Origin of the sequence: Actinomadura verrucosospora, from assembly GCF_039540335.1 — a bacterium.
Taxonomy (GTDB): domain Bacteria; phylum Actinomycetota; class Actinomycetes; order Streptosporangiales; family Streptosporangiaceae; genus Spirillospora; species Spirillospora verrucosospora.
In genome coordinates this window covers 21,452-45,941 of the sequence record NZ_BAABEV010000058.1, presented here as the reverse complement: position 1 = coordinate 45,941, position 24,490 = coordinate 21,452, and the positions used below count along the sequence as shown (strand labels likewise).

Below are 24,490 nucleotides of genomic sequence, written 5' to 3'. Positions count from 1 at the left end.
CCCTGGCCGCCGCCGTCCGCACCGCCGGCGCCGGCCGCGCCGTCCGCGCCGTCCGCGCCGCCCGCGCCCAACGCGCCGGCCGCCTGAACGAGGTGAGATCCATGCACGGAATCCACGCGCCGCTCGTCACGCCGTTCACCGGCTCCGGCGAGGTGGACGCCAAGTCCCTCGAACGCCTCGCCCGCCACTGCCTGGAGAACGGCGCGGACGGCCTCGTCGCGCTCGGCACCACCGGCGAGGCCGCGCTGCTGACCGCCGCCGAGCAGCGGACGGTGCTGGAGGTGTGCCGGGGCGTCTCGATCGAGCACGGGACGCCGCTGACGGTGGGCGCCGGGACCATGGGCACCGAGGACTCGATCCGCCAGGCCCGCGAGCGTGCCCCGCTCGCCGACGCGCTGCTCGTCGTCGTCCCGTACTACCTGCGGCCGTCGGAGGAGGGCGTCATCGACCACTTCGCCGCCGTCGGCGCGGCCGTGGACGTCCCGCTGATCCCGTACAACGTGCCGTACCGGACGGCGAGGCCCCTGTCGGCCGACGCCCTCCTGGAGATCCTCGCGCTCGACTGCGTCGCCGGCATGAAGCACTGCGCGGGCGCGATCGACCAGGACACCCTCGCCGTACTGGCGGCCAATCCCGGCAAGGCGATCCTGTCCGGAGACGACGCCTTCATCTACCCCATGCTCCAGCTCGGCGCGGCGGGCGGCGTCGCCGCGTGCGCGTGCCTCGCCCCGTCCGCCTACGCCGCGATGGCGCGGGCGGTACGGGAGGGGAACGGGGCGCGGGGGCTGACCTTCCACAACGCCCTGCTGCCGATGGCGGAGGCGCTGTTCGGCGAGCCGTCCCCGGCCGTCCTCAAGGCGTGCCTGGCCGACGAGGGGCTGATCGACGACCCGGCGGTGCGCGCACCCCTGCACGCACCGCGCCCCGAATCGGTCGTCAACGCCTTGAAGGCTTTCCGCCGTCTGCCGCTCTAGGACCCCGTCCTCAGGACGCCGCAGCTCGGGCGGCGGCGCGGGCGGCGTGCGGGAGGGCCTCCAGGACGCGTCCCAGAGCCTCGTCGTCGTGCGCGGCCGACAGGAACCACACCTCGTACGCCGAAGGCGGCAGGTACACCCCGCGCTCCAGGGCGGCGTGGAAGAAGGCCGCGTACGCCTTGGGATCCTGCCGCTGCGCGGCGGCGAAGTCGCCCACCGCGCCCTCGGTGAAGAAGATCGAGAAGAGGTTGCCCGCGTTCTGCAGCGAGTGCGGGACGCCCTCGCGCTCCAGCGCCTCGGACGCGGCCTTCGAGACGATCTCCGCCGAGCGGTCGATCGCGGCGTACACCTCGTCGGTGGCGCCGCGCAGCGTGGCGAGCCCGGCGGCCGTGGCGAGCGGGTTCCCCGACAGGGTCCCGGCCTGGTAGACGGGCCCGGCGGGGGCGAGATGGTCCATGACGTCGGCGCGGCCGCCGAACGCCGCGGCGGGCAGCCCGCCGCCCATCACCTTGCCGAACGTCACCAGGTCGCCGGCCACGCCCTCGATCCCGAACCAGCCGGACCGCGACGCCCGGAACCCGGTGAGCACCTCGTCGATCACCAGGAGCGCGCCGTGGCGCTCGCACAGCCGCTTGAGCAGCGCGTTGAACCCGGCCAGCGGCGGGACGACGCCCATGTTGCACGGCACCGCCTCGGTGATCACGCAGGCGATGTCGGTGCCGTGGTCGTGGAAGGCCGTCTCCACGGCGGTCACGTCGTTGTAGGGGAGGATCAGCGTGTCGGCCGTGGTCGCGCCGGTCACGCCCGGCGTGTCGGGGAGCCCGAAGGTGGCGACGCCGGACCCCGCCGCGGCGAGCAGCGAGTCCACGTGCCCGTGGTAGCAGCCCGCGAACTTCACGATCTTGGTGCGGCCGGTGAACCCGCGGGCCAGCCGGATCGCCGACATCGTCGCCTCGGTCCCGGAGTTGACCAGCCGGACCTTCGCCGCCGGCGTGCGGGACACGATCTCCTCGGCGAGTTCCACCTCGCCCTCGGTGGGCGCGCCGTAGGACGTTCCGCGCCCGGCCGCGTCCCGAACGGCCTCGACGACGGCCGGATGCGCGTGCCCGAGGATCATCGGTCCCCACGAACACACCAGATCGACATAGGTATTGCCGTCAGCGTCGGTAAGGTACGGACCACGCCCGGACGCCATGAAACGGGGCGTTCCGCCAACGGCACCAAAGGCCCGCACCGGGGAGTTGACGCCACCTGGGACAACGGCGGCGGAACGGTCGAACAACTGCCGGGAGCGATCGAAGTCAGTCACGGTTGCAGTCTCTCAGTTGCAGTTCGGCGACTTGCCTTGACCCGGTGGCGTACGGGCCGATATTCCACCAAGTACGACATCGGAGGGATGGCTTTCACCGTGGTCAACGGCTGGACGGTCCCGGGTTTCACCCACGAACGCGAACTGGGCGGCGGAGCCTCGGGCCGGGTGGTGCTGGCGGTCGACGACATGACCGGCACGCGAGTCGCGATCAGATACCTCGACCCGGCGCTCGGCGCCGACGAGGCGTTTCTCGCGCGCTACCGCGTGGCGGCCCGGGGCCTGTCCCAGCTCGAAGACCCCAACGTGGTCGACCTCTACGACTTCGTGGAGACCGCCGACGGCGCCGCGATCGTGACGCAGCACGTCGAGGGCGTGAGCCTGCGGCGGATGCTCGCCGCGCAGGGCCCGTGCGGCCCCCTCGCCGCCCTGTCGATGCTGGGCGGCACGCTCCTCGGCCTCGCGGCCGCGCACGACCATGATCTCGTCCACGGTTCGATGCGCCCGGCGAACATCATGGTCGACGCCGAGGGCAACGCCCGCCTCACCGACTTCGCGACGGCGGCCGCGGGCACCGAGGCGCAGCACGGCCCGCAGTACGCGGCGCCCGAACTGTGGGACGGCGCGCCCGCGACCGTCGCCACCGACCTGTACGCCGCCACCGCGATCTTCTACGAGTGCCTCACCGGGCGGCCCCCGTACGCGGGCCGCAACATGGCGCGGCAGCACCGCGAGGCGCCGATCCCCGCCGAGGAGGTCCCCGGGCCGCTGCGCGACCTGATCCACCAGGGCCTGGCCAAGGAGCCGGAGAAGCGGCCGAAGTCCGCCGCCGACTTCCTCGGCGCGCTGGAGGACGCCGCCGTCTCCGCCTACGGGCCGTCCTGGGAGGCGCAGGGCCGCGGCCGCCTCACCGAGCTCGCCGCACGGGCCGCGCAGCAGCCCGAGCCGCCCAAGCCGAAGCCGTCCCGCGGCAGCGGCCGCACCCCGGTCACCGCCGGCCCGAAGAGCGGGGGCCGGTCGCGGACGCGCTGGATGGTCGCCGCCGTCGCCGTCGTGCTCGTCGCCGCGGGGGCGGGCGCCGCGGTCCTGCTCAAGGGCGGCACCTCGCTCGGCGGCGAGAAGCAGCCGCCCCAGCCGACGCCCGCGCAGAGCAGCAGCCCGCAGCCGACGCTGCCGGTCGGCGGCGTCGACCCCGGGCCGCTCATCGCCCGCATCGACCAGGCCGTCGCACAGACGCCCGGCGCCGCGTTCAGCTACCGACAGACCGGCTGCTGCGGCTTCCCGGTCACCGGCCAGGGCACGATCGGGCTGGTCCAGGGCGGCGCCCCGTCCTACACCCTGACGCTGGCGGGGACGGGCTCGGCCCGCAAGCCGGTCAGGGCCGTCATCGTCCAGGACCGGCTGTACGTCCGCGCCGGGAAGAAGTGGCGGCAGTCGCCGCTCGGAGGCCACGGCTACCCGGCCGCCGGCGACCGGGTGCGCCAGGGCGGGTCCGTCGCGAACCTGACCGCGCTGCTGCGGGCGGCGACGAAGCTCAGCAAGTCTGGAGCGGTCTACGAGGGCGAGGCGCCCGCCGCGAAGCTGGCGCAGGCGCCCGGCGTCGGCCCCCTGTACGCGCAGATGTCGCAGGCGACCGGCGCGCAGCAGATCGCGTTCGCCGTCAGGCTCGACGCCGGCTTCCGCCCCGTGAAGTTCTGGGTGCGCGCCGGACCCGAGGACGGCCGCAACCAGATGCAGCGCGGCTCCTACAGCGGCTGGGGCCGCAAGGCCCCCATCAAGGCGCCCCGCTGACGACCGCCGCGTGCGGCCGCCTCGCCCGGCGAGGCGGCCGCATGCGCGGCTAGGCGTCCTCGCAGGCGTCCGAGAGGACCTCCAGGAGGCGCAGCGGGTCGGGCAGCGGGCCGCGGGACGGCGGGCGCAGCCACGCCGCCTCGCGCCCGTACGGCAGGACGGACGGCGGCGCGACGACGTAGCTGTCGCGGCAGTGCCACCGCATCCCCGGCGTCTCGGCGACGTCCTCCGGGGAGCAGTCCAGCTGGCAGGACCACCACTCGTCCTCGTCGACGGGCGCGCCGCGCGTGGCGACGAAGAACAGGTGCCGGTCGTCCCCGAAAGACGCGACCGGACCGACGGGGAGGTCGTCCCGTGCGATCCGGTCGAGGGCGATGGTCCCGGCCGCGGCCGGTACGTCGAACACGTCGAACACCCGGCCCGTCGGCAGGATGATGTTGGCCTGCGGCCGCTCCGCCCACCAGCGTTTGATCACGGCCGCGTCGACGCTCGCCTGGTGCGCCCAGGCGGCCGACACCGGATGGGCGCCCGGGTCGGGACAGCCGAGGCGGTCGCACGAACACGCCCGGTCACCGCCCACCGGGGGGTGGGCGCCGGGATAGCAGGGCCACCCCAGTTCGGCGTACTCCCGCGCCGCCGCGGCCATCCGGTCGCGTGCCGCGCGCTGCCGTCTGCTCCCCGAGACCGCCAGCATCTCCGCCCCCCAATACCCAAGGTCGCACGTGGGTTCTTGGTTAACGATGATGCCCGCCGGAGCGAACCCCGGACACGGCAACCCCGAGAAAACGACCCTAAGTGACTAGAGGGCCAGCCGGCGGGCCACCTCGGTGGCCCAGTAGGTGAGGACGATGTCGGCGCCGGCGCGGCGGATCGACGTCAGCGACTCCATGATCGTCCGCTCCCGGTCGATCCAGCCCTTCTCGGCCGCGGCCTCGATCATCGCGTACTCGCCGCTCACCTGGTAGGCGACCACGGGGACGTCGACGGCGTCGCGGACGCGGCGGACGATGTCGAGGTAGGGCCCCGCGGGCTTGACCATGACCATGTCGGCGCCCTCGTCGAGGTCGAGGAAGACCTCGCGGAGCGACTCGTCGGCGTTGGCCGGGTCCTGCTGGTGCGTGGACCGGTCGCCGAACTGCGGGGCGCACTCGGCGGCGTCGCGGAACGGGCCGTAGTAGGCGGAGGCGTACTTCACCGAGTAGCCCATGATGGCGATGTCGGTGTGGCCGGCGCCGTCCAGGGCCTCGCGGATCGCGCCGACCTGGCCGTCCATCATCCCGGACGGGCCGACGACCGCCGCGCCCGCCTCGGCCTGGGCCAGGGCGATGGAGGCGTACCGCTCCAGCGTGGCGTCGTTGTCGATCTCGCCGGACTCGGTGAGGATGCCGCAGTGCCCGTGGTCGGTGTACTCGTCCAGGCACAGGTCGGTCATGACCACGGTCGCGTCGCCGAGGTCGGACCTCAGGTCGCGCAGCGCCCGCTGGACGATGCCGTCCGGGTCGTCGGCGGCGGACCCCGTGCCGTCCTTCACGGCCGGGACGCCGAACAGGATGAGGCCGCCGACGCCGGCCTCGGCCGCCTCGTGGGCGGCCTTGCGCAGGCTGTCGCGGGTGTGCTGGAACACGCCCGGCATGGACGCGACCGGCTGCGCCTCGGAGATGCCCTCCTTGACGAACACGGGCAGCACCAGATCGGCCGAGCCGAGCCGGGTCTCGGCGACGAGCCGGCGCATCGCGGGCGTGCGCCGCAGCCGCCGCGGGCGTGCGACGGGGAACTGTGCAGACATGATCCCTCTGTGTCTCCGCTTCGGGGTCTACTTACGGCGCCGGGCGCCCCGGCGCATCTGGCTGGGCTTGCGGAGCGGGTCGCCCGCCTCGATCTGGGCCGCCCTCCGCCCGGCACCGTACTCCGCGAGAGCCTCCGCGAGAGCCGACACCGACGGAGTCTCGGCCATGACGTCGACGCGCAGCCCGTACTCCTCCGCCGTCTTGGCCGTCTGGGGCCCGATCACGGCGATCACGGTCACGTTGTGGGGCTTGCCCGCGATCCCGATCAGGTTCTTCACCGTGGAGGACGAGGTGAACAGCACGGCGTCGAACCCGCCGCCCTTGATCGCCTCACGGATCGGCGCGGGCGGCGGCGCGGCGCGGACCGTCCGGTAGGCGGTCACGTCCTCGCACTCCCAGCCGAGCTCAGTGAGCCGGGCGATGAGCACGTCGGTGGCGATGTCGGCGCGCGGCAGCAGGACCCGGTTGATGGGGTCGAGGTCCTCGTCGTAGGGCGGCCACTCCCGGGCCAGGCCCTCGCCGGACTGCTCCCCGGAGGGGACCAGGTCCGGGTGGACGCCGAACTCCACCAGCGCGGCGGCGGTCTGCTCGCCGACGGCGGCGACCTTCAGCCCGGCGAACGCGCGGGCGTCCAGGCCGTAGTCGGTGAACTTCTCCCGGATGGCCTTGACCGCGTTCGTGGAGGTGAACACCACCCACTCGTACCGGCCGGTGACCAGGCCCTTCACCGCCCGCTCCATCTGCTGGGGCGTGCGCGGCGGCTCGACGGAGATCGTCGGGACCTCGTCCGGGACGGCCCCGTACCCGCGGAGCTGGTCCGACAGGGAGGCGGCCTGCTCCTTGGTGCGCGGCACGAGGACCCGCCAGCCGAACAGCGGCTTCGTCTCGAACCAGGACAGCTTGTCGCGCCAGTTCACCACGTCCCCGACGATGATCAGGGCGGGCGCCTCCATGCCCTTGGTGTCGGACGCCAGCCTGCCCAGCGTGGAGACGACGGTCTCCTGCTCGGTGGTGGTGCCGAGGCTCGTCATCGCGGCCGGGGTGGAGTCGGGCCGTCCCGCCGCGACCAGGCCCTTGGACAGCTCGGCGACCGCGCCCTCGGCGCCGAGGACGACCAGGGTGGTGTCCGGGGCGGCGAACCGCTCCCAGTCGACGCCGCCCTCGGAGGCGTCGACGACGCGGATCTCGCGGTTCGCGGCGTCGGTCAGCGGGATGCCCGCGTACCCGGGCACGGCGGTCACGGAGGACACGCCGGGCACCACCTCGAACGGCACGCCCGCCTTGGCCAGCGCGCCGCCCTCGGCGGCGTAGTTGCAGGCCACTCCAGGGTCGCCGCGGAACAGCCGGACGACCCGGCGCCCCGCCTTCGCGGCCCGCGCGGCGAGCTTCACGGGGTCGCCGTCCGCCGTGTCGAGGATCTCGGCGTCCGGGCGGCAGTGGGTCAGGATCTCGGCCGGGCAGTGCGCGCGGCTCACGACGACGGTGTCGGCGCGCTCCAGCTCGGCGGCGGCCCGCAGGGTCAGCAGACCGGGGTCGCCCGGCCCCATCCCGACGATCGCGACCGTCCCCGGGCCGGCCGTCCGGCGCGGCGCGGCCGGAGCCGCGCCCCTGGAGGGGCTGCCGGTCTTCGCGGCCCTCACGGGCCGGACGGTGCCGTCGGCGGTCGTCTGGTCGGTGGCGGTGGTCTCGTCGGCGGTCGGGTCGGTCTTGCTCTCGTCGGCGCTGCTCTTCGCCGTGGCGCTCTTCGCGGCGGGGCTCACTCGCGTTCCCCCATCAACTGGTCGGCCCCCTGCGCGAGCAGCCGGTCCGCGAGATCGCGTCCGAGCTGCTCCGCGGCGTCCGGGTGGCCGCTTGCGGACAGCCGCACCTGCCTGCTGCCGTCGTACGCCGCGACGGTCGCCGTCAGATGCAGCCTTTCATCTACTTCGGCAGCGTATGTTCCCACGGGCGCGGAGCAGCCCGCCTCCAGCACGGCCAGCACCGTCCGCTCGGCCGTGACGGCGCGCCGGGTCGCGGGGTCGTCGATCGTCCCGAGCAGGGCGCGCAGGTCGTCGCGGTCGGCGCGGCACTCCAGCGCCAGCGACCCCTGCCCCGGGGCGGGCAGCATCTGGTCGGGGTCGAAGACCTCGCTCACGGCGTCCAGCCGGCCGATCCTCTTCAGGCCCGCGTGCGCGAGCACCACGGCGTCCAGCTCGCCGTCGGCGACCTTGCGCAGCCGGGTGTCGGCGTTGCCGCGGATGGGGACGATCTCCAGGTCCGGCCGGAGCGCCCGCAGCTGCGCGACGCGGCGCGGCGAGCCCGTGCCGATCCGCGCGCCGCGCGGCAGGTCGGCGAGCTTCGCGGGGCCGCACAGTGCGTCGCGGGCGTCGTCGCGGGCCGGGGTGGCCGCGAGGGCGATCCCGGGCGTCTCCGACGTCGGCAGGTCCTTCAGCGAGTGCACCGCGAAGTCCACCTCGCCCGACAGCACCTTGTCGCGAAGCGCGTTGACGAACACGCCCGTCCCGCCGATCTGGGCGAGCAGGGCTTTGGAGACATCACCCTGCGTCGTTACCCCGACAAGCTCCACAGCATGCCCCGTGAGCCGCGACAACGCGTCGGCGACGCCCTGCGACTGGGTCGTCGCCATCAGGCTCTTGCGGGTGCCCAGCCGGAGCGGGCTCCTGCTCCCGGTACTCACGCTTCGTCTCCTTCGTGCGCCGGGACGGCGTCGCGGGCGCTGACCGCCCGCACGCTCGCGGCCTGCGCGTTCACCGTCTCGACGTTCACACCGTCCGCGGGCGGCCCGGCCATCGCCTCGGCCACGGTGTCGGGCATCGCCTCGGGCAGGGCGCCGGGCATCGCCTCGGACAGGGAGTCCTGTCCCGGCGCGGACGCGGGGCTGACGCAGTCGGCCTCCGCGCAGTCCGGGTTCGGGTCCCAGGCCGTCGCGCCCTCGCGGACGTCGCCCTCTCCCATGTCGGCGCGGGCCACCGCCTCGGGGGCCTTCGGGTCCAGGTCGAACAGCTCGCGCAGCGCGTCGGCGTAGGAGTCGCCGCCCGGCGCCGCCGCCAGCTCCTTGACCTTGACGGTCGGCGCGTGCAGCAGCTTGTCCACGACGCGCCGCACGGTCTGCTCGATCTCCCTGCGGGCCCGGACGTCCATCTCCGGCACCCGCCCGCTCAGCCGGTTCAGCTCGGCCTCCACCACCCCGGCCGCCTTGCTGCGCAGAGCGACGACGGTGGGCGCGACGGCGGCGGCTCGGGCGGCGCTGAGGAACGCCTCGACCTCCGTGCACACGATCCGCCGCACGGCCTCGACCGCCTCCGGGCCCACGGCCTGCGCGGCCTCCTGCGCGGTCCGCAGGTCGTCGAGCCCGGCCAGCTCGACGTCCGGCAGGTTCCGGACGGCGCGCTCCACGTCGTGCGGGAGCGCCAGGTCGAGGAGGAAGCGGCGCCGTCCGTCCGTCCCGACCCCCTGGGCCGCGAGCTGCTCGGCGGTGATCACCAGGCCGGCGGCGCCGGTGCACGACACCACGAGGTCGGCCTCGCCGAGGGCCGCGTCCAGTTCCGCCAGCCCGATCCCGCGGGACGGGACGTCCAGCGACCCGGCGAGGCGCTCCGCGCGCGCCGGGGTCCGGTTGGCGATGGTGATCTCCCGCGCCCCGGCGCGGCTCAGCGTCGCGGCGGCCAGCGAGCTCATCGAACCGGCGCCGACCACCAGCGCGCGGACGTCGCGGAGGGGGCCGAGGTGCCGGGCGGCGACGTCCAGGCCCACGCTGACCAGCGACGCGCCGGCCTTGTCGATCCCCGTCTCGTGGTGGGCGCGCTTGCCGACCCGCAGCGCCTGCTGCAGGACGTCGTGCAGGTCGCGCCCGAGCGTGCCCTCGTCCTGGGCCAGCCGGAACGCCTGCCGGATCTGCCCGAGGATCTGCCCCTCGCCGACGACCATCGACTCCAGCCCGCACGCCACCGCGAACGCGTGCTGGACGGCACGCTCCTCGTAGTGGACGTACAGGTGCCGCGACAGGTCGTCCATCGGGACGCCGGAGTGCAGGGCCAGCAGCTCCGAGATCGCCGAGACGCCGCCGTGGAACTTGCCGACGACCGCGTAGATCTCGACCCGGTTGCAGGTCGAGACGATCGCGGTCTCGGCGACGTTCGGGGAGGCGTGCACGGCGTGCAACAACTTGACGAGATCGTCACCGGCGACCGCGGCCCGCTCCAGCACCGCCACGGGCGCGCTTCGGTGGCTGAGGCCTACGACCAGAATGCTCATTCGCCGTCTCCAGCATCTTCCGAGTCTCCGCCCACCCGCGCCGTGCGAGCTCCTGCTGAGAAGGGGCCGTTCACGGCCCCTCGGTCCGCTCCACTTTCGGCCGTCGGTCGAACGGGGGCGATCCTCCACGCCCCCGGGTTTGCCCCCCTCATGCTTCCACCGTTTCCACGTAGTGCGCAGCACCGGCCGGCGTCTCGCCGGCCGCCAGCGGGGCGAAGCCGTCGGGGCCGCCCGCCTTGCGCTGCTCGTGGAACGCGAGGATCTGCAGCTCGATGGACAGATCGACCTTGCGCACGTCCACCCCGTCGGGCACCGACAGCACCACCGGGGCGAAGTTCAGAACGCTCGTCACGCCGGCGGCGACCACGCGGTCGCACACCCCCTGCGCCGCGCCGGCCGGGGTCGCGATCACGGCGATGGACACCCCGTGCCCGGCGATCATGTCCTCCAGCCGGTCGGTGTGCTCCACCGTCATGCCGGAGATCTCCTGCCCGACGATGGACTCGTCGGCGTCGAGCAGGCCCGCCACGCGGAAGCCGCGGGACGCGAAACCGCCGTAGCCGGCCAGGGCCCGGCCGAGGTTGCCGACGCCGATGATGGCGACGACCCAGTCCTGGGTGAGGCCGAGCTCGCGGGAGATCTGGTAGACGAGGTACTCCACCTCGTAGCCGACGCCGCGGGTCCCGTAGGAGCCGAGGTGGGACAGGTCCTTGCGGAGCTTGGCCGAATTGACGCCGGCCGCGGCGGCGAGCTCCTCGGAGGAGACGGTCGCGACGCCGCGCTCCTGGAGCCCGGTGAGGGCGCGCAGGTAGACCGGGAGCCGCGCCACGGTGGCTTCGGGGATTCCGCGGCCCGCGCGGTCGCGGTGCCGGTTCTGTCGAGGTGTCACGGCCTGCTCTTCGGCTCGACGGTGTGTCCCCCAGGTTAAGCCCTTGTGAATACGCGCACAAAGTGGGCCCCCGGTTCCGCGGACCGCGAGCGTTCGGGGCGACGTCCCGGAAACGACGTCAATCAGGGGCTTTTCAGCATACGGGCGAAGTGCCAGGAAGCGGCCGGGTGTGACCGACCAGACATGCCCGGGCACGTGCCCGGACGGCGGCGCGGGAACGGCCCGGCGCGGGCGGCTAGCGAAGGCCCGCGATCGCCGCGCGCAGGCGGGCCTCGTCGACGCGCCAGAAGTCGTGCTGGACGCCGTTGATCAGCGTGACGGGGATCTGCTCCCAGTACTGCTCGGTGTCCTGCTCGGAGAGCGTGATGTCGCGCTCCTCCCACGGCACGTCCAGGTCGCGGGCGACCCGCTCGATCACCGCGCGGGCCTCCTCGCAGAGGTGGCAGCCGGGCTTGCCGAGCAGCGTGATCATGATGTCGCGCGCCACGTCACCTCCCGGGGAACTCCGGCGCCGGGAGCGGCACCTTGGCGGGGCCGAGCTTCAGCTCGATCACGTTCGTGGCGATCACGTGGGTGCGCGACTCGCCCAGGAAGCGCTGCAGGTGCGGCTGGCGGCGGTGCGCGGCGAACGCGGCCTGGTCCCGGAACAGCTGGTAGAAGATCCGCTGCGTGGGGCCGCCGACCACCTCGTGGCAGGCGAAGACCAGCGTCTCGGGCTCGGCCGCCAGCGCGGCCTTCACCAGGTCGGCGGCGAGCCGGTCGAAGGCCTCCTCGCGGCCGTCCAGCAGCGTGTAGACGGTGATCTGGCCGCACGCGTTCGCCAGGTCGCCGCCGAGGGCGCCGGGCTTGGCGAGACCGGCGAGCGGGGACCGGTCGAGCGGGGACCGGTCGAGCGGGCCGCCGAGCGGGCCGTCGATCGACGTGGCGCCCGCCGGGTCGCCGCCCGCCGGGAAGGCGGGCGGCGCTGGGATGCTGGTGTTCTCGGGGTAGCGCAGCTCCTCCGAAGCCGGCTCCGGGAAGCGCAGCTCGCCGCGCCGGGATTCGGGGGACGGGGTCGGCGCCGGGACGGGCTCGGCCTTGGCGCCCTGCGCGTAGCCCTGCTCCTCGTAGCCCGTCGCGGGCTCGTCCCCGTACTCGTCGTAGCCCTCGGCGTCCTCGTCGTAGACGGGGATCGTGCGCATCGAGCCGTACCAGACGAGGCCGGCGGCCGCGCCGAGCGCGATCACCGCGAGCGGGGCGGGCAGGAAGCCGCGGGTGCCGCTGACCACCAGGACGCCCGCGAGCGCGACCAGCGCCACCGGGATGAGCAGCTCGGCGGCCTCCTGGTCGCGCTTGCTGGCCAGCCAGGCGGTCACGCCGGTGCACCCCGCGAGCGCCAGCACGGCGACGACGTGCGCGCCGTCGACCAGCAGCAGCGGCAGCGCGTCGTAGGTGGCGCTCGGCTTCGGCAGGCTCTTGCCGAGCGTGCCCTTCAGCGGGTCCAGGATCAGGATCACGATCGCGACGACCGTGTAGGAGATCGTGAAGAGCCAGGCGCCGAACCGGACCTGCACGTACCGCGCGATCAGCTCGATCATGCCGAGCGCGAGCCACACCGGCCCGACCAGCGCGGCGCCGAGTTCCATGACGCGGAAGAAGGCGCCGTTGAACCCCATCATGAAGCCGAGGCTCATGGACAGCAGCGCGAGCGTGAGCCCGACCTGCGTGAACGACCAGGCGATCAGGTAGAGCAGCCGGTCCTTGTAGGCGCGCTGAACCAGCAACCCGGTGGCCGCCAGGGCACCAAGGGTCGCCAGCAACGCGAGAAGAGCATCGACCATCGCGCACCCATGGTGCCCGATCCGGGGGGTTGACGGGTAACCGCGGCCAAGGAACGCACCATTGCCTCGCGTACCTTTCGGTCTCTAGAGTGGCACTTCACGCCGGAGGTCGCGTAAGCCCCGAGGAGAACTGCATGAGCAGCTTGACCCTCGATGCCGGGGTCATCCCACTTCCTCGCCATTCTCGGAGCCCTCTCGCGCGTCCGGCCGACCGGGCCGGGGACCGCACCGCCGACCGCGCCGCCGACCAGGCCTCCGAGCGGGCCGAGATGCTCAAGGCGCTGGTCCTGCGGGCGCGGGACGGCGACGCTGAGGCGTTCGGCTCCCTCTACGACCACTACGTCGAGCTCGTCTACCGGTACGTCTACTACCGGGTCGGCACGCACCAGCTCACCGAGGACCTCACCAGCGAGACGTTCCTGCGCGCCCTCCGCCGCATGTGCGACTTCCACTGGCAGGGCAAGGACTTCGGGGCCTGGCTGGTGACGATCGCCCGCAACCTGGTCGCCGACCACTTCAAGTCCGGCCGCTACCGGCTGGAGGTCTGCACCGCCGAGCTGGTCGAGCCGGACCGCCCGCAGGAGGGCCCGGAGCGGGCCGTCCTGGACGCGATGACCAACCGGACCCTGCTGCGGGCCGTCCAGCGGCTGAACTCCGAGCAGCAGGAGTGCGTGGTGCTGCGCTTCCTGCACGGCCTGTCGGTCGCCGAGACCGCGTTGATCATGGGCAAGAAGCCGGGTGCGATCAAGGCGCTGCAGTACCGCGCGGTCCGCTCGCTGGCTCGTATGCTCCCGGACGACCTGCGCGGATGACCGTGTCGCCCCGCCCCCCTGCGGGACCGCGCGGCCCTCAGATAGTTTATTAATGAACTTTCGGGCCGTAACCCGGCCCACCTACCGATCGTTCAAGCGGGCAGGAGCGCGCTCGCGCCACGAGTCCGCAAGGGAGCGGCCAGTGAGAACCCGGTGTTGACGAGGCGAGAGAAGATCACGGAGCAGGGGAACGCGCTGGCCCGGCTGCGGGAGAGCACCGCGGGACCGGACCCGCTTTTCCGCGCCGTGCTGCGCGAGCGGCTGATGGCGGCCGCGAGCGACAGGAGTGAGGACTGTCGCAATCACGGCCGCGGGGAGGGCCGCGGAGAGGCGGTTGACTAGGCTTCGCCTCATGCGGCGATTCTGGCAGTCCGGATTCTGGGGACGCGGCAAGGACGAGGACCACAAGAGCGCGGGGCAGGTGGCCGCCGCCGCGGCGGCCGAGCCCGCCCCCCTCCCCGCCCCCGACCCCGCCGCGGCGGCGTTCTTCGACGTCGACAACACGATGATGCGCGGCGCGTCGATCTACTACTTCGCGCGCGGACTCGCCGCCCGCAAGCTGTTCACCATGCGCGACCTCGCCATGTTCGCCTGGGGGCAGGCCGCGTTCCGGCTGCGCGGCAGCGAGAACTCCGAGCACATCGGCAGCGCCAAGGAGGCCGCGCTCGCGTTCGTCGCCGGGCAGAAGGTCAGCGCGATCGTCAGGCTGAGCGAGGAGATCTACGACGAGGTGATGGCCGACCGCATCTGGCACGGCACCCGCACCCTCGCCCTCCAGCACCTCGACTCCGGGCAGCAGGTGTGGCTGGTCACCGCCACGCCCGTCGAGGTCGCCCGGACGATCGCGCACCGGCTCGGCCTCACCGGCGCGCTCGGCACGGTCGCCGAGACCCGCGAGGGCCTCTACACCGGCCGGCTCGTCGGGAACCTGCTGCACGGGCCCGCCAAGGCGGAGGCCGTGCGGGCCCTGGCGCAGCGGGAGGGGCTCGACCTCGCGCGCTGCTCGGCCTACAGCGACTCGATCAACGACCTGCCGTTGCTGACCGCCGTCGGCCACCCGCACGCCGTGAACCCGGACGCCGAGCTGCGCGCCCACGCCCGCGACCACGGCTGGCCGATCCACGACTTCCGCACGGGCCGCAAGGTCACGATGGTCGCGCTGCCCGCCGCCGCGGGCGCCGGGGCCCTCGCGGGCGGCGTCGCGGCCGGCATCGCGCTGCGCCGCCACTACCGGACGAACTGACCGCCGCCGCTTCCCGGCATCGACCGGCGAACGCGACCTAACGCGTTTGTCCCCCACGTCCTACCCTGTCCCCGTGATCGTGGAGCTGAGGGTCCTGTCCGGGGTCGCCTGCCGGGGGCGGGACGTCACAAGCCCGCGCCTGCGCGGCCTGCTCGCGCTCCTCGCGGGCGAGCCGCGGGCGGGCGTGTCCGTCGCCCGGCTGGTGGAGGGGCTGTGGCCCGAGGAGCGTCCGGAGAATCCGGCCAAGGCGCTCCAGGTCGTCGTGTCCCGGGCGAGGTCGCAGCTGGGCGCGGACGTCGTCGTGAGCACGCCGACCGGGTACCGCATCGGCCTGGACGAGTCCGCGGTCGACGCCTCCGCGGTGGTGCTCGCGGCCTCCGCGAGCGCGCGCCGCTCCCGCGACGGCGACCACGCCGGCGCGCTCTCGCACGCCGAGGCGGGACTGGCGCTCTGGGACGCCCCACCCGAACCGGACGACGCGGACGATCCGGTCTCCGTCCTGCGCGCGGCCCGGATCCCGACCTACTGGGCGCTGACGCGAGCCCGCGCCCTGGCCCTCGCGCGGCTCGGCCGGCACGCGGAGGGTTTCGAGGCGCTCACCCGCGCCGTCCGGGAGTATCCGCGCGACGAGGAGCTGTTCGCGGAGCTGCTGCGGTGCGAGGCCGCGACGGCCGGGCCGTCGGCGGCGCTGGCGCGGTACGAGTCCTACCGGCGGTCGCTGCGCGACGACCTCGGCACCGATCCGGGTGGCGCGCTCCAGCGCGTCCAGCGGGAGCTGCTCCAGGACGAGGCGCCCCCCGTCCGGCGCGGCGTGGCGCACGAGCCGAACCCGCTGCTCGGCCGGGCCGGGGACCTCGCCGCCGTGCTCGACCTCGTGCGCGCGTCCCGCGTCACCTCGATCGTCGGGGCGGGCGGGCTGGGCAAGACGCGGCTGGCGAACGCCGTCGCGCGCGAGGCGCCGCAGCGGGCGGTGCACTACGTCCCCCTCGCCGGCGTCGCGCGGGACAAGGACGTGGCGGGCGAGGTCGCGTCCGTCCTCGGGGTCGGCGAGTCGCCGAGGGCCCACGGACGCGTCGGCGGGCCCGCCGACCTCGTCCCGGCGATCGCGGAGGTGCTCGGGCCCGGCTCGGTCCTGCTCGTGCTGGACAACTGCGAGCACGTCGTCGCGGGCGCCGCCGAACTCGCCGGCGCGCTGGTGTCGATGACGCGGGACCTGCGGATCCTCACCACGAGCCGCGCGCCGCTCGGGCTGTCGTCGGAGTCGGTGTACCCGCTGCCCGCGCTGGACCCGGCGACGTCGGCCGAGCTGTTCCGCCGGCGGGCGCACGCGGCGCGTCCCGGCGCCGCGCTGCCCTCCGGCGCGGTGGAGGAGCTCTGCCGTCGCCTGGACGGGCTGCCGCTCGCGATCGAGCTGGCGGCGGCGCGCGTCCGCGTCATGTCCGTGCCCGAGATCGCCCGCGGCCTGGACGACCGGTTCGCCCTGCTGCGCGGCAACGCGCGCGACGCGCCGTCCCGGCACCGGACCATGCGCGCGGTCGTCGACTGGAGCTGGAACCTCCTCTCCCCGCACGGCCGGGCGGCCATGCGGGCGCTGTCGGTCTTCCCCGGGGGCTTCACCGCGGACGCGGCCCGCCACGTCCTGGACGGCGGCGACGCGCTGGAGGTCCTGGAGGACCTCGTCGACCAGTCCCTCCTGGAACCCGTCGAGGGCGGCCCCGGGACGCGCTTCCGGATGCTGGAGAGCGTCCGCGAGTTCAGCGCGGCCCACCGGGAGGCCGAGGGGGAGACCGGCCGCACGGTGGGCGGCCTGCTCGCCTGGGCGCGGGAGTTCGGCGCGGCGCACCACGACGCGCTGTTCGGCACCGACCCGTTCGCGCCCGTCGAACGCGTGCGGGTCGAGCAGGACAACCTCCAGCAGGCGCTCCGCCACGGCCTCGACCGCCGGGACGGCCCGGCCGTCGCGGCGGTGACCGCCGTCCTCGGCGGGCTGTGGACCCTGGAGGCGGCCTACACCCGGCTGGCCGCCATGGCGGCGGAGACCGCCGGGCTCCTGAGCCGCCTGCGCCCCGGCCCCGGGGACGTCGAGGTCACGCGGACGGCGCTGACGCTCAACGTGCTAGCGACGGGCCTGGTCCAGGGGCCGCAGGCGACCCGCACGCTCGTCGCGCTGCGCCGCCTCCCGCCCGCGCCGCCGGAAGGCCTCGTCCCCGCGATGGCGACCGTGCTGGCCGCCCTGCCGGAGATCCTCGCGCCCGGCGGCTCCGTCCTGGAGGAGCTGTGCGGCCGGGACGAGCCGCTCGTCGCCGCCATCGCGAACTGCGCCGCCGGATACATCCGCGAACGGGACGGGGACGTGGCGGGCGCGCTCGCGGCGACCGAGGCGATGATCGGGGTCGGCTGCTCGCCGGACATCCCCTGGTGCCGGCTGCTCGCCCACTCGCGGCTCAGCGAACTGCTGATGCAGCTCGACCAGGCCGACCGGGCCCTGCACCATCTGCGGATATCGATGGAGCTGCTGGAGCGGTACCGGTGGCCCGACATGTTCGGGCTGATGTGGGCGCTCGCCTCGGCCCACGTCGCGCTGGGCGAGTACGACGAGGCCGAGCGGTGGCTCGACCAGTCGCTGGTCCACGGGCCGGACGAGTCCTTCGGCACGGCCTCCTTCAACCTGGGAGCGCGCGCGGAGATCGCCCTCGGCCGCGGCGACGCCGACACCGGTCTGCGCCTCTGGCGGGAGGCGGTGGAGCGGCTCGCCGCCGAGGACGGCCCGATGGCGCCGACCGGACTCGACCCGTGGACGCTGGAGGCCCACTGCGTCACCGTCGTCGCGCACGCCCGGCACGGGCGCGTCGACCTGGTCGAGGACATCGTCGCCGGGCTCCCCGCCAAGCTGGCGGCGCTGGCCGACGGCCCGCCGTTCCCGATGCCCGCCTTCTACATGGACCTGCCGGTCACCGGCGGTCTGCTGCTCGCGCTCGCCATGGTCGACCTGGCCCGTCCCGGCGCCGCGCCGGACGTCCGCAGGCGGGCGGCGCGGGCGATCGCGCTGGCGCGGCGCCTCCACCACGTCCGGTCGTTCCAGCCGACGATGTCCTCGGCGGCGGCCGGCCGCGCCGCCGAGGACGCCGACGGGCCGGCGTACTCCGACGCGGTGTCGGAGTTCGCCGGCCTGGGCCGTGCGGAGCTGCTGGCCGCCGCCCGCGAGCTCGCGCGCGGGTTCTCGCGGGACCGGCGGGGCTAGCGGGGCGCCTTCCGGTCGAACAGCACCTTGGAGCAGGCGTAGCCGACGACGGCGAGGCCGGCGCACCACGCGACGGACACCGCCGCGTCCTGCCCGCTCGGGGTGCCGGTCAGCAGCCCCCGCAGCGTCTCGATCATCGGGGTGAACGGCTGGTACTCCGCGAACCACCGGACCCCGGCCGGCATCGACTCCGGCGGGACGATCGTGCTGCCGACGAACGGCAGGAACTGGATGATCAGCGGCGTGTTGCTCGCGCCCTCCGGGTTCTTGGCCAGCAGCCCGAGCATGACCGCGACCCAGGTCAGCGCGAACGTGAGCAGCACCAGCAGGCCGGCGGCCGCGAGCCAGTCCACCGCGCCGCCGCTCGTCCGGAATCCCATCGCGACCGCGGCGGCGACCACGGCGGCCGTGCTCAGCAGCGTCTGGATCATGCTGCCCGCGACATGCCCGGTGAGCAGCGACGACCGCGAGATCGGCATCGTCCGGAACCGGTCGACGATGCCCTCGGTCATGTCCACGCAGACCGACACCGACGTCGCCATGCAGCCGGACGCGACGGCCATCAGGATGATCCCCGGGGCGACGTACTGGATGTAGTCGCCCTTGGCCGCGCCGCCGACGCCCTCCCCGAGCGCGTTGCCGAACACGCCGACGAACAGCAGCATGATCATGATCGGCATCATCATCCCGCCGATCGTCAGCGACGGGTAGCGCAGCGCGTGCCGCAGGTTGCGGCGCAGCATCGTCGCGGAGTCGGCCGCCGCGTGCGTGAGCGTGGTCATCGCGAGGTCACCTTCTCGTGGTCCGTGCCCGTGAGGGCGAGGAAGACGTCGTCGAGGTCGGGGGTGTGCACGGACAGTTCGGCGACCTCGACCGAGGCGGCCTCCAGCCGTCCGAGCAGCGTCCGCAGGGAGGCGACGCCGCCGTCCCCGGGCACCTGGAGGGCGAGCGAGTCGTCGTCCCGCGTCACCGAGCCGAGCGTCCGCGCCGCCGCGTCGAGCGCCGCCAGGTCGGCGAACCGCAGCCGGACGTGCCCGCCCGGGACGAGCCGCTTCAGCTCCTCCGAGGTCCCCTCGGCGACGAGCCGTCCGCCGTCCAGGACCGCGATCCGGTCCGCGAGGTGGTCGGCCTCCTCCAGGTACTGCGTGGTCAGGAAGATCGTCACGCCGCTCCTGACCAGGCCGCGGATGAGCTCCCACATGGTCCGGCGGCTGCGCGGGTCGAGCCCGGTCGTCGGCTCGTCCAGGAAGATGATCTGCGGGGCGCCGATCAGCGTCATCGCGATGTCGAGCCGCCGCCGCATCCCGCCCGAGTACGTGCCGGCCTTCCTGCCGGCCGCCTCCACCAGGTCGAACCGCTCCAGCATCTCGTCGGCGGCCCTCCGCCCGGCGGCCTTGCCGAGCCGGTGCAGGTCCGCCATGAGGATCAGGTTCTCCCGCCCCGTCAGCAGCCCGTCCACGGCCGAGTACTGCCCGGTCACGCCGATCGCCCGGCGCACCCCGTCGGGGTCCGTCCGCAGGTCCCGTCCCGCGACGCTGGCCTCGCCGCCGTCCGCGCGGAGCAGCGTGGAAAGGATGCGCACCGCCGTCGTCTTCCCGGCGCCGTTCGGCCCGAGCAGCGAGTAGACCGTCCCGCGCGGCACCTCGAAGTCGATCCCGTCGAGGACGGTCGTGTCCCCGAACGCCTTGCGCAGCCCGGTCACCTGGATGGCCGTCTGCCGTGCCTCGATGTTCATGCCCCGAAGCGTGCGCGCCCCCGGCTTCAGCCCGCTTTCACCCCGGTTTCGACCAGTCCGGGCGGCTGAAAGTCACCAGGTCAGAGGCAGCGTGTCCAGCCCCAGGACGAGGCTCGCGTGCTCCAGGGGCTCGGCGCCGGGGGCGACGCGGTAGTCCGGTATCCGGGCGTGCCATTCGCGCAGCGCGATCCGGAGTTCGAGCCGGGCCAGGTGCGCGCCGAGACAGCGGTGCGGTCCCGCGCCGAAGGCGAGGTGGCGGGCCGGCGGGCGGTCGATGTCGACGGTGGAGGCGGCGGGCACGGCGCGGGGGTCGCGGGTCGCCATGCCGGTCGGCAGCATGACCATCTCCCCCGCCTTCATCGGGCAGCCGCGCACCTCGACGTCGCGGGTGAGCTTGCGGGCGGGCAGGACGGGCGCGTAGACGCGGAGGAACTCCTCGATCGCGTCCGGGACGACGTCGGGGTCGGAGGCGATGCGGGCGCGGTCGGCGTCCTCCCTCGCCAGGTGCCAGAAGGTGTAGGACAGCTGAGCGGCGACGGTGTCGAGACCGGCGAGGAAGAGCAGGACGCACAGCTGGAGCAGCTCGTCGTCGGTGACGGGCCGCCCGTCGACGGCGAAACCGGTCGCGGCGCTGACCAGGTCTTCGCGCGGACGGGCGCGGCGGTCCCGGATGAGTTCGCCGAGGCAGGCCGTCAGCGCCCCCATGGCCTCGGCCCGGTCGCCGGTGGAGGGCCGCGAGTGCAGGATGGCGCGCTCCCACCCGAGGAACTCCTCCAGCCGCTCGGTGGGCAGGCCGACGAGTTCCAGGAAGATGGCGGTGGGGAAGAGGCGCGCGAAGTCGGTGACGAAGTCGCAGGAGCCGCGGGACGCGAAACCGTCGATCAGGTCGGCGCAGTGCCGGGTGATCCGCTCCCGGAGCACGGCGGCGGCGACGGGGGTGAAGAACGGCCGCAGTAACCGCCGCCACGTCGTGTGCAGCGGCGGGTCCAGCATGACCGGGATCCACTGGTGCGCCGGGTCGGGGTCGATGACGGCGATCGCGCGGCTGGAGAACGTCCCCGGGTCCTGGAAGGCGGCGAGGATGTCGTCGTACCGCGTCAGCACCCAGAACCCCGGCCCGGCGGTGCTGCGGAACGCCGGATGCGTCTCCCGCAGCTCGTCCATCCGCGCGTGGGCCGTCCCGGCGGGCCGCGGTCCGGCGAACGGGTCGAAGTCCACCTGCGGGCCGCCTGCCTCGCCGCGTTCCGTCCCGTCCCGCATCACGGCCTCCCCACGGAGTGTGTCCCGCTGGCCAGGATGCCACGCCTCGTCCGGGACGGCCCGCCCGTCAGGAGGAGGACAGTTCAGCGGCGAAGAGGACCCGGACGCGGGACCAGGAGTCGACCGACCCCCGTCGTAGATCAACTCGGGGGATCCTACGTCGACGGCGCGGGTTTCGGCGCGGGGCGGGCGTAAGTGGCGGTGATGAGGAGCGCCAGGAGCGCGGCCGTCAGGAGGAGGGTCCCCGGGATGCCCAGGGCGGGTGCGGCGAAGATCGTGAGGAGCACCAGGACGGCCGTGGCGATGAGGAACCCCGGATGCGTGTTCATGCGCCGCATCGGGGCGTGCAGCGCCCACAGCATGACCAGCACGACGGCGACGGGGACGGCGACGGAGGCGGCCACCAGCCGGGCGCCCGCCTCGATGTGATGACCGGAGGAGGCCACCGCGGTCTCCAGGCCGGCGCCGAGGGCGGCGAGCGCGGCGAAAACGAAGTAGTGGCCGTATCCCCACAGGAAGGACCGGTCGCGGCGCCGTTCCAGGCCCTCGCCCGCCGGCTCGGAGAAGTAGATCCACCAGATCGCGAACAGGATGGCGAGCCCGGCGAGGGCGATCGTGACGAGCTCGCCGCCCACGCCGCGCTTCACGGCGTCCTGCACCGCGTTCGTGGAGGCGAGCACGCTCTCCCCCAGCAGGATGATGGTGAACAGCCCGTACCGCTCGGCGATGTGGTGGGGGTGCCAGGTCGTCATGCCGGGCCGCTCCGCGACCGGCGGGACGGCCAGGTCGAGCGCCGCGCAGACGAAGAACACCCACATCGGGCCCTGGTCCGGCAGGGCGAGCCGCGCCACCCAGAACACCTGGACGACGGACAGGCCGATCGCGTACCGCAGGGCCGTGGCCCGGCCCTCGGGATGCGCGGCGGCCGCGCGCAGCCAGAGGGCGACGAGGCCGACCCGCATGACGAGGTAGCCGATCGTGACGGTGGTGAAGTCTCCGTCGAACGCGTCGGGGACCCCGGCCGCGAGGACGAGGACGCCCGCCATCTGCACGAACGTCAGGAGCCGGTACGGGACGTCGTCGGTGTCGTAGGCGGAGGCGAACCACGTGAAGTTCATCCACGCCCACCAGATCGCGAAGAACGTCATGAGGAACGGCGCGAGCGAGTCGCCCACGTGGCCGCTCTCGACGGCGTGGGCGAACCGTCCGGCGGCCTGGGAGACCGCCGCGACGAACGTCAGGTCGAAGAGCAGTTCGAGGGGGCTGGAGACGCGGTGGGGTTCGCCCAGGTCGCGAGCGACCATGCGGCTGCGGAGCGGCATGGCGCACACTCTAGGGCCGCCCACGGCCGGTCAGAGAAAGGCGGGGCCCCGGCGCAGCAGCGTCTCGTAGAGCATGTGCTGGACGTTCTCGCGCACATGGTCGGTGATCTCGAAGACCGTCATGGGGTCGTCGGCGGCGTCCGCGTCGTAGCCGTCCAGCGTCATCGGCTCGCCGAACCGGATCACCCACTTGGACGGGAGCGGGACGAGCCCGGCGGGGCCGAGCAGCGGGAACGTCGGCGTGATCGGGAAGTAGGGGAGGCCGAGGAGGCGGGCCAGCGGACGCAGGTCGGCGATCTTGGGGTAGATCTCCTCGGCGCCGACGATGGCGCAGGGCACGATCGGGACCCCGGCGCGCAGCGCGGTGCCGACGAAGCCGCCGCGGCCGAAGCGCTGGAGCTTGTAGCGCTCGGAGAAGGGCTTGCCGACGCCCTTGAAGCCCTCGGGGAAGACGCCGACCAGCTCGCCCTTGGCGAGCAGGCGGGCGGCGTCGGCCTGGCAGGCGAGCGTGTGGCCGGCCTTGCGGGACAGATGACCGAGCAGGGGGATCTGGTAGACGAGGTCGGCGCCGAGGAGGCGGACCTGCCGGCCGGCGTGGTCGTGCAGGGCGACCGACAGCATGAGCGCGTCGAGAGGGATCGTGCCGGAGTGGTTGGCCACGAGGAGGGCGCCGCCCTCGGGGATGTTGTCCAGCCCGTCGAGCTCGACGCGGAACCAGTGCTCGTAGAGGGCGCGGGCCAGCGGCAGCAGGACGGTGGAGTTGAACTCGGGGTCGTAGCCGAACTCGTCGATCTCGTACTCGCCCGTCAGCCGGCGCCGCAGGAACGCCAGCCCGGACGCCAGGGCCTGCTCGAACCCGCCGCGCTCGGGCGGCCGGTCGTCGCCGGGCGGTTCCCCGCCCGGGGCGTCCTCGCGGACCGAGGCGAGCCGGATGACCTGCGCGCCCTCGTCGTCCCCGGGGTGCGCGTCGTCCATCATCTCGGCTCTCCTCTCAGGCGGGTCCAAACGGGTCAGGTCCGTCCCAGCAGGGCCGTCAGGCCGCCGCGGACGAAGCCGCGGGCGGCGGCGAAGTCGGCGAAGGCGGCCTCGGAGCTGTACTTCGGGTGCCACGCCAGCTCGCGCTCCAGCGCGGTGGTGTCGAGGACCCGGCCGTAGGTCAGCCAGCGCAGCAGCTCGGGCGAGAACCCCGACAGGCCCGCGAAGCGGCGCCCCATGTCGCCGAGGACCGCGATGGACGGCGACGGGACCGGCAGGTAGGGCCGCCCGGCCCGGCGCAGGGCCTGCGACAGCAGCAGCACGCCGTCCCCGGCGACGTTGTAGCAGCCGGGGTGGTCCTCGACCGTCATGCGCCGCAGCACCTCGACGCCGTCGTCCTCGTGGACGAACTGCAGCCGCGGGTCGAACCCGAGCACGGTCGGGACGACCGGGAGGCGCAGGTACCGGGTGAGGGGCGAGTCGACGCCGGGCCCGAGGAAGTTCGCGAACCGCAGCACCGACACGGCCAGGTCGGAGCGTCGCCGCATCAGCCCGCGAACGTAGCCCTCGACCTCGACGGCGTCCTTGGCGTAGCCGGACCTGGGCGCCTCGACGGGCTCGTCCCGCTCGGTGAACACGGCCGGGTCCATCGGAGAGGAGCCGTAGACGGCGGCCGACGACCGGACGACCAGCTTGCGCATGTCGGGCGAGCGCTGGCAGGCCGCGAGGAGCTGCATCGTCCCGATGACGTTCAGCTCCTTGACCTTCGCCCGCGGAACCGACGAGGACGTCACCAGGTTGAGGTGCACCACCGTGTCCACCGCGGCCGACGAGATGATCTTTGCGATGCCGGGCGTGCGGATGTCGACCCGGACGAACTCGGTGCGGCCGAGCGACTCGGCCGGCGGCACCGTGTCCACCCCGATGACACGCTCGATCCCCGGGTCGGCTTGCAGGGTGTTCGCGACCCGCGCCCCCAGGAAACGGGAGACGCCCGTGACGAGGACGACACGGGCCGCGGCGGCGGGCATGGACGACACTGGGCCCTACCCCTTCACGGCTGGACGGCCGGTGTGGT

General features: G+C 73.9%; 20 protein-coding genes. 5 read left to right on the top strand and 15 right to left on the bottom strand.

Going from position 1 to position 24,490, the window contains the following annotated elements:
• A partial coding sequence (locus ABD944_RS38095) for a dihydrodipicolinate synthase family protein (RefSeq protein WP_345185809.1) occupies positions 1-974 on the top strand: 974 nt, incomplete at its 5' end.
• A gap of 10 nt (positions 975-984) precedes the next feature.
• On the opposite strand, the gene hemL is transcribed toward ABD944_RS38095, so the two are convergent.
• Positions 985-2,283, bottom strand: coding sequence for a glutamate-1-semialdehyde 2,1-aminomutase (hemL, locus tag ABD944_RS38090; protein ID WP_345185807.1), 1,299 nt, complete (start codon positions 2,281-2,283; stop codon positions 985-987).
• Positions 2,284-2,370: 87 nt separating this feature from the next.
• Between hemL and ABD944_RS38085 the strand changes: the two genes are divergently transcribed.
• A complete protein-coding gene (locus ABD944_RS38085) occupies positions 2,371-4,074 on the top strand; it encodes a serine/threonine-protein kinase (protein WP_345185804.1) in 1,704 nt (567 codons plus the stop codon).
• A gap of 49 nt (positions 4,075-4,123) precedes the next feature.
• Here the strand turns inward: ABD944_RS38085 and ABD944_RS38080 are convergent, their stop codons facing one another.
• The 8 genes from ABD944_RS38080 to ABD944_RS38045 all read right to left on the bottom strand — a co-directional run bounded on the left by ABD944_RS38080 (position 4,124) and on the right by ABD944_RS38045 (position 12,824).
• Positions 4,124-4,768 (bottom strand): bifunctional DNA primase/polymerase, encoded by a 645-nt coding sequence (locus ABD944_RS38080; protein ID WP_345185802.1) that lies wholly within the window; start codon positions 4,766-4,768, stop codon positions 4,124-4,126.
• A 105-nt stretch (positions 4,769-4,873) separates the two neighbouring features.
• Positions 4,874-5,860, bottom strand: coding sequence for a porphobilinogen synthase (gene hemB, locus ABD944_RS38075; protein ID WP_345185800.1), 987 nt, complete (start codon positions 5,858-5,860; stop codon positions 4,874-4,876).
• A gap of 27 nt (positions 5,861-5,887) precedes the next feature.
• Positions 5,888-7,417 carry a bifunctional uroporphyrinogen-III C-methyltransferase/uroporphyrinogen-III synthase gene (locus ABD944_RS38070; protein ID WP_345185819.1) on the bottom strand — a complete coding sequence of 510 codons (1,530 nt, stop codon included), beginning with the start codon at positions 7,415-7,417 and terminating at the stop codon, positions 5,888-5,890.
• Between the two features lie 200 nt (positions 7,418-7,617).
• A complete protein-coding gene (gene hemC / locus ABD944_RS38065) occupies positions 7,618-8,538 on the bottom strand; it encodes a hydroxymethylbilane synthase (protein WP_345185798.1) in 921 nt (306 codons plus the stop codon).
• A complete protein-coding gene (locus ABD944_RS38060; RefSeq protein ID WP_345185794.1) occupies positions 8,535-10,115 on the bottom strand; it encodes a glutamyl-tRNA reductase in 1,581 nt (526 codons plus the stop codon). Before ABD944_RS38060 ends, hemC begins: the two co-directional genes overlap by 4 nt.
• 148 nt (positions 10,116-10,263) lie before the next feature.
• Positions 10,264-11,004 carry a redox-sensing transcriptional repressor Rex gene (locus ABD944_RS38055; protein ID WP_345185792.1) on the bottom strand — a complete coding sequence of 247 codons (741 nt, stop codon included), beginning with the start codon at positions 11,002-11,004 and terminating at the stop codon, positions 10,264-10,266.
• A gap of 235 nt (positions 11,005-11,239) precedes the next feature.
• Complete coding sequence (locus tag ABD944_RS38050) at positions 11,240-11,476, bottom strand: glutaredoxin family protein (protein ID WP_345185816.1); 237 nt, start codon at positions 11,474-11,476, stop codon at positions 11,240-11,242.
• 16 nt (positions 11,477-11,492) lie between these two features.
• Positions 11,493-12,824 (bottom strand): putative quinol monooxygenase, encoded by a 1,332-nt coding sequence (locus ABD944_RS38045; protein ID WP_345185790.1) that lies wholly within the window; start codon positions 12,822-12,824, stop codon positions 11,493-11,495.
• Positions 12,825-12,958: 134 nt separating this feature from the next.
• Here ABD944_RS38045 and ABD944_RS38040 point away from each other — a divergent pair, with 134 nt between their 5' ends.
• The 3 genes from ABD944_RS38040 (at position 12,959) to ABD944_RS38030 (ending at position 18,120) form a co-directional block, all read left to right on the top strand.
• Complete coding sequence (locus tag ABD944_RS38040) at positions 12,959-13,636, top strand: sigma-70 family RNA polymerase sigma factor (RefSeq protein WP_345185787.1); 678 nt, start codon at positions 12,959-12,961, stop codon at positions 13,634-13,636.
• A gap of 352 nt (positions 13,637-13,988) precedes the next feature.
• Positions 13,989-14,879, top strand: coding sequence for an HAD family hydrolase (locus ABD944_RS38035; protein WP_345185784.1), 891 nt, complete (start codon positions 13,989-13,991; stop codon positions 14,877-14,879).
• Between the two features lie 73 nt (positions 14,880-14,952).
• The gene (locus ABD944_RS38030; RefSeq protein WP_345185778.1) at positions 14,953-18,120 is read left to right on the top strand and encodes an ATP-binding protein; all 3,168 of its coding nucleotides are present in this window, start codon (positions 14,953-14,955) and stop codon (positions 18,118-18,120) included.
• Here ABD944_RS38030 and ABD944_RS38025 read toward each other — a convergent pair.
• The 6 genes from ABD944_RS38025 to ABD944_RS38000 all read right to left on the bottom strand — a co-directional run bounded on the left by ABD944_RS38025 (position 18,117) and on the right by ABD944_RS38000 (position 24,443).
• Positions 18,117-18,902, bottom strand: a complete 786-nt coding sequence (locus ABD944_RS38025) for an ABC transporter permease (RefSeq protein ID WP_345185773.1) — start codon at positions 18,900-18,902, stop codon at positions 18,117-18,119. The genes ABD944_RS38030 and ABD944_RS38025 overlap by 4 nt on opposite strands.
• Positions 18,899-19,855 carry an ATP-binding cassette domain-containing protein gene (locus ABD944_RS38020; RefSeq protein ID WP_345185771.1) on the bottom strand — a complete coding sequence of 319 codons (957 nt, stop codon included), beginning with the start codon at positions 19,853-19,855 and terminating at the stop codon, positions 18,899-18,901. Before ABD944_RS38020 ends, ABD944_RS38025 begins: the two co-directional genes overlap by 4 nt.
• 72 nt (positions 19,856-19,927) lie before the next feature.
• The gene (locus ABD944_RS38015; RefSeq protein ID WP_345185768.1) at positions 19,928-21,115 is read right to left on the bottom strand and encodes a cytochrome P450; all 1,188 of its coding nucleotides are present in this window, start codon (positions 21,113-21,115) and stop codon (positions 19,928-19,930) included.
• A gap of 155 nt (positions 21,116-21,270) precedes the next feature.
• On the bottom strand, positions 21,271-22,437 hold the full coding sequence (locus tag ABD944_RS38010; RefSeq protein WP_345185766.1) for a low temperature requirement protein A: 1,167 nt from the start codon (positions 22,435-22,437) through the stop codon (positions 21,271-21,273).
• A 30-nt stretch (positions 22,438-22,467) separates the two neighbouring features.
• Entirely contained in the window at positions 22,468-23,415 is a 948-nt protein-coding gene (locus ABD944_RS38005) for a lysophospholipid acyltransferase family protein (protein WP_345185763.1), read from the bottom strand.
• Positions 23,416-23,447: 32 nt separating this feature from the next.
• Entirely contained in the window at positions 23,448-24,443 is a 996-nt protein-coding gene (locus tag ABD944_RS38000; RefSeq protein ID WP_345185812.1) for an NAD-dependent epimerase/dehydratase family protein, read from the bottom strand.
• Positions 24,444-24,490: the final 47 nt, after the last annotated feature.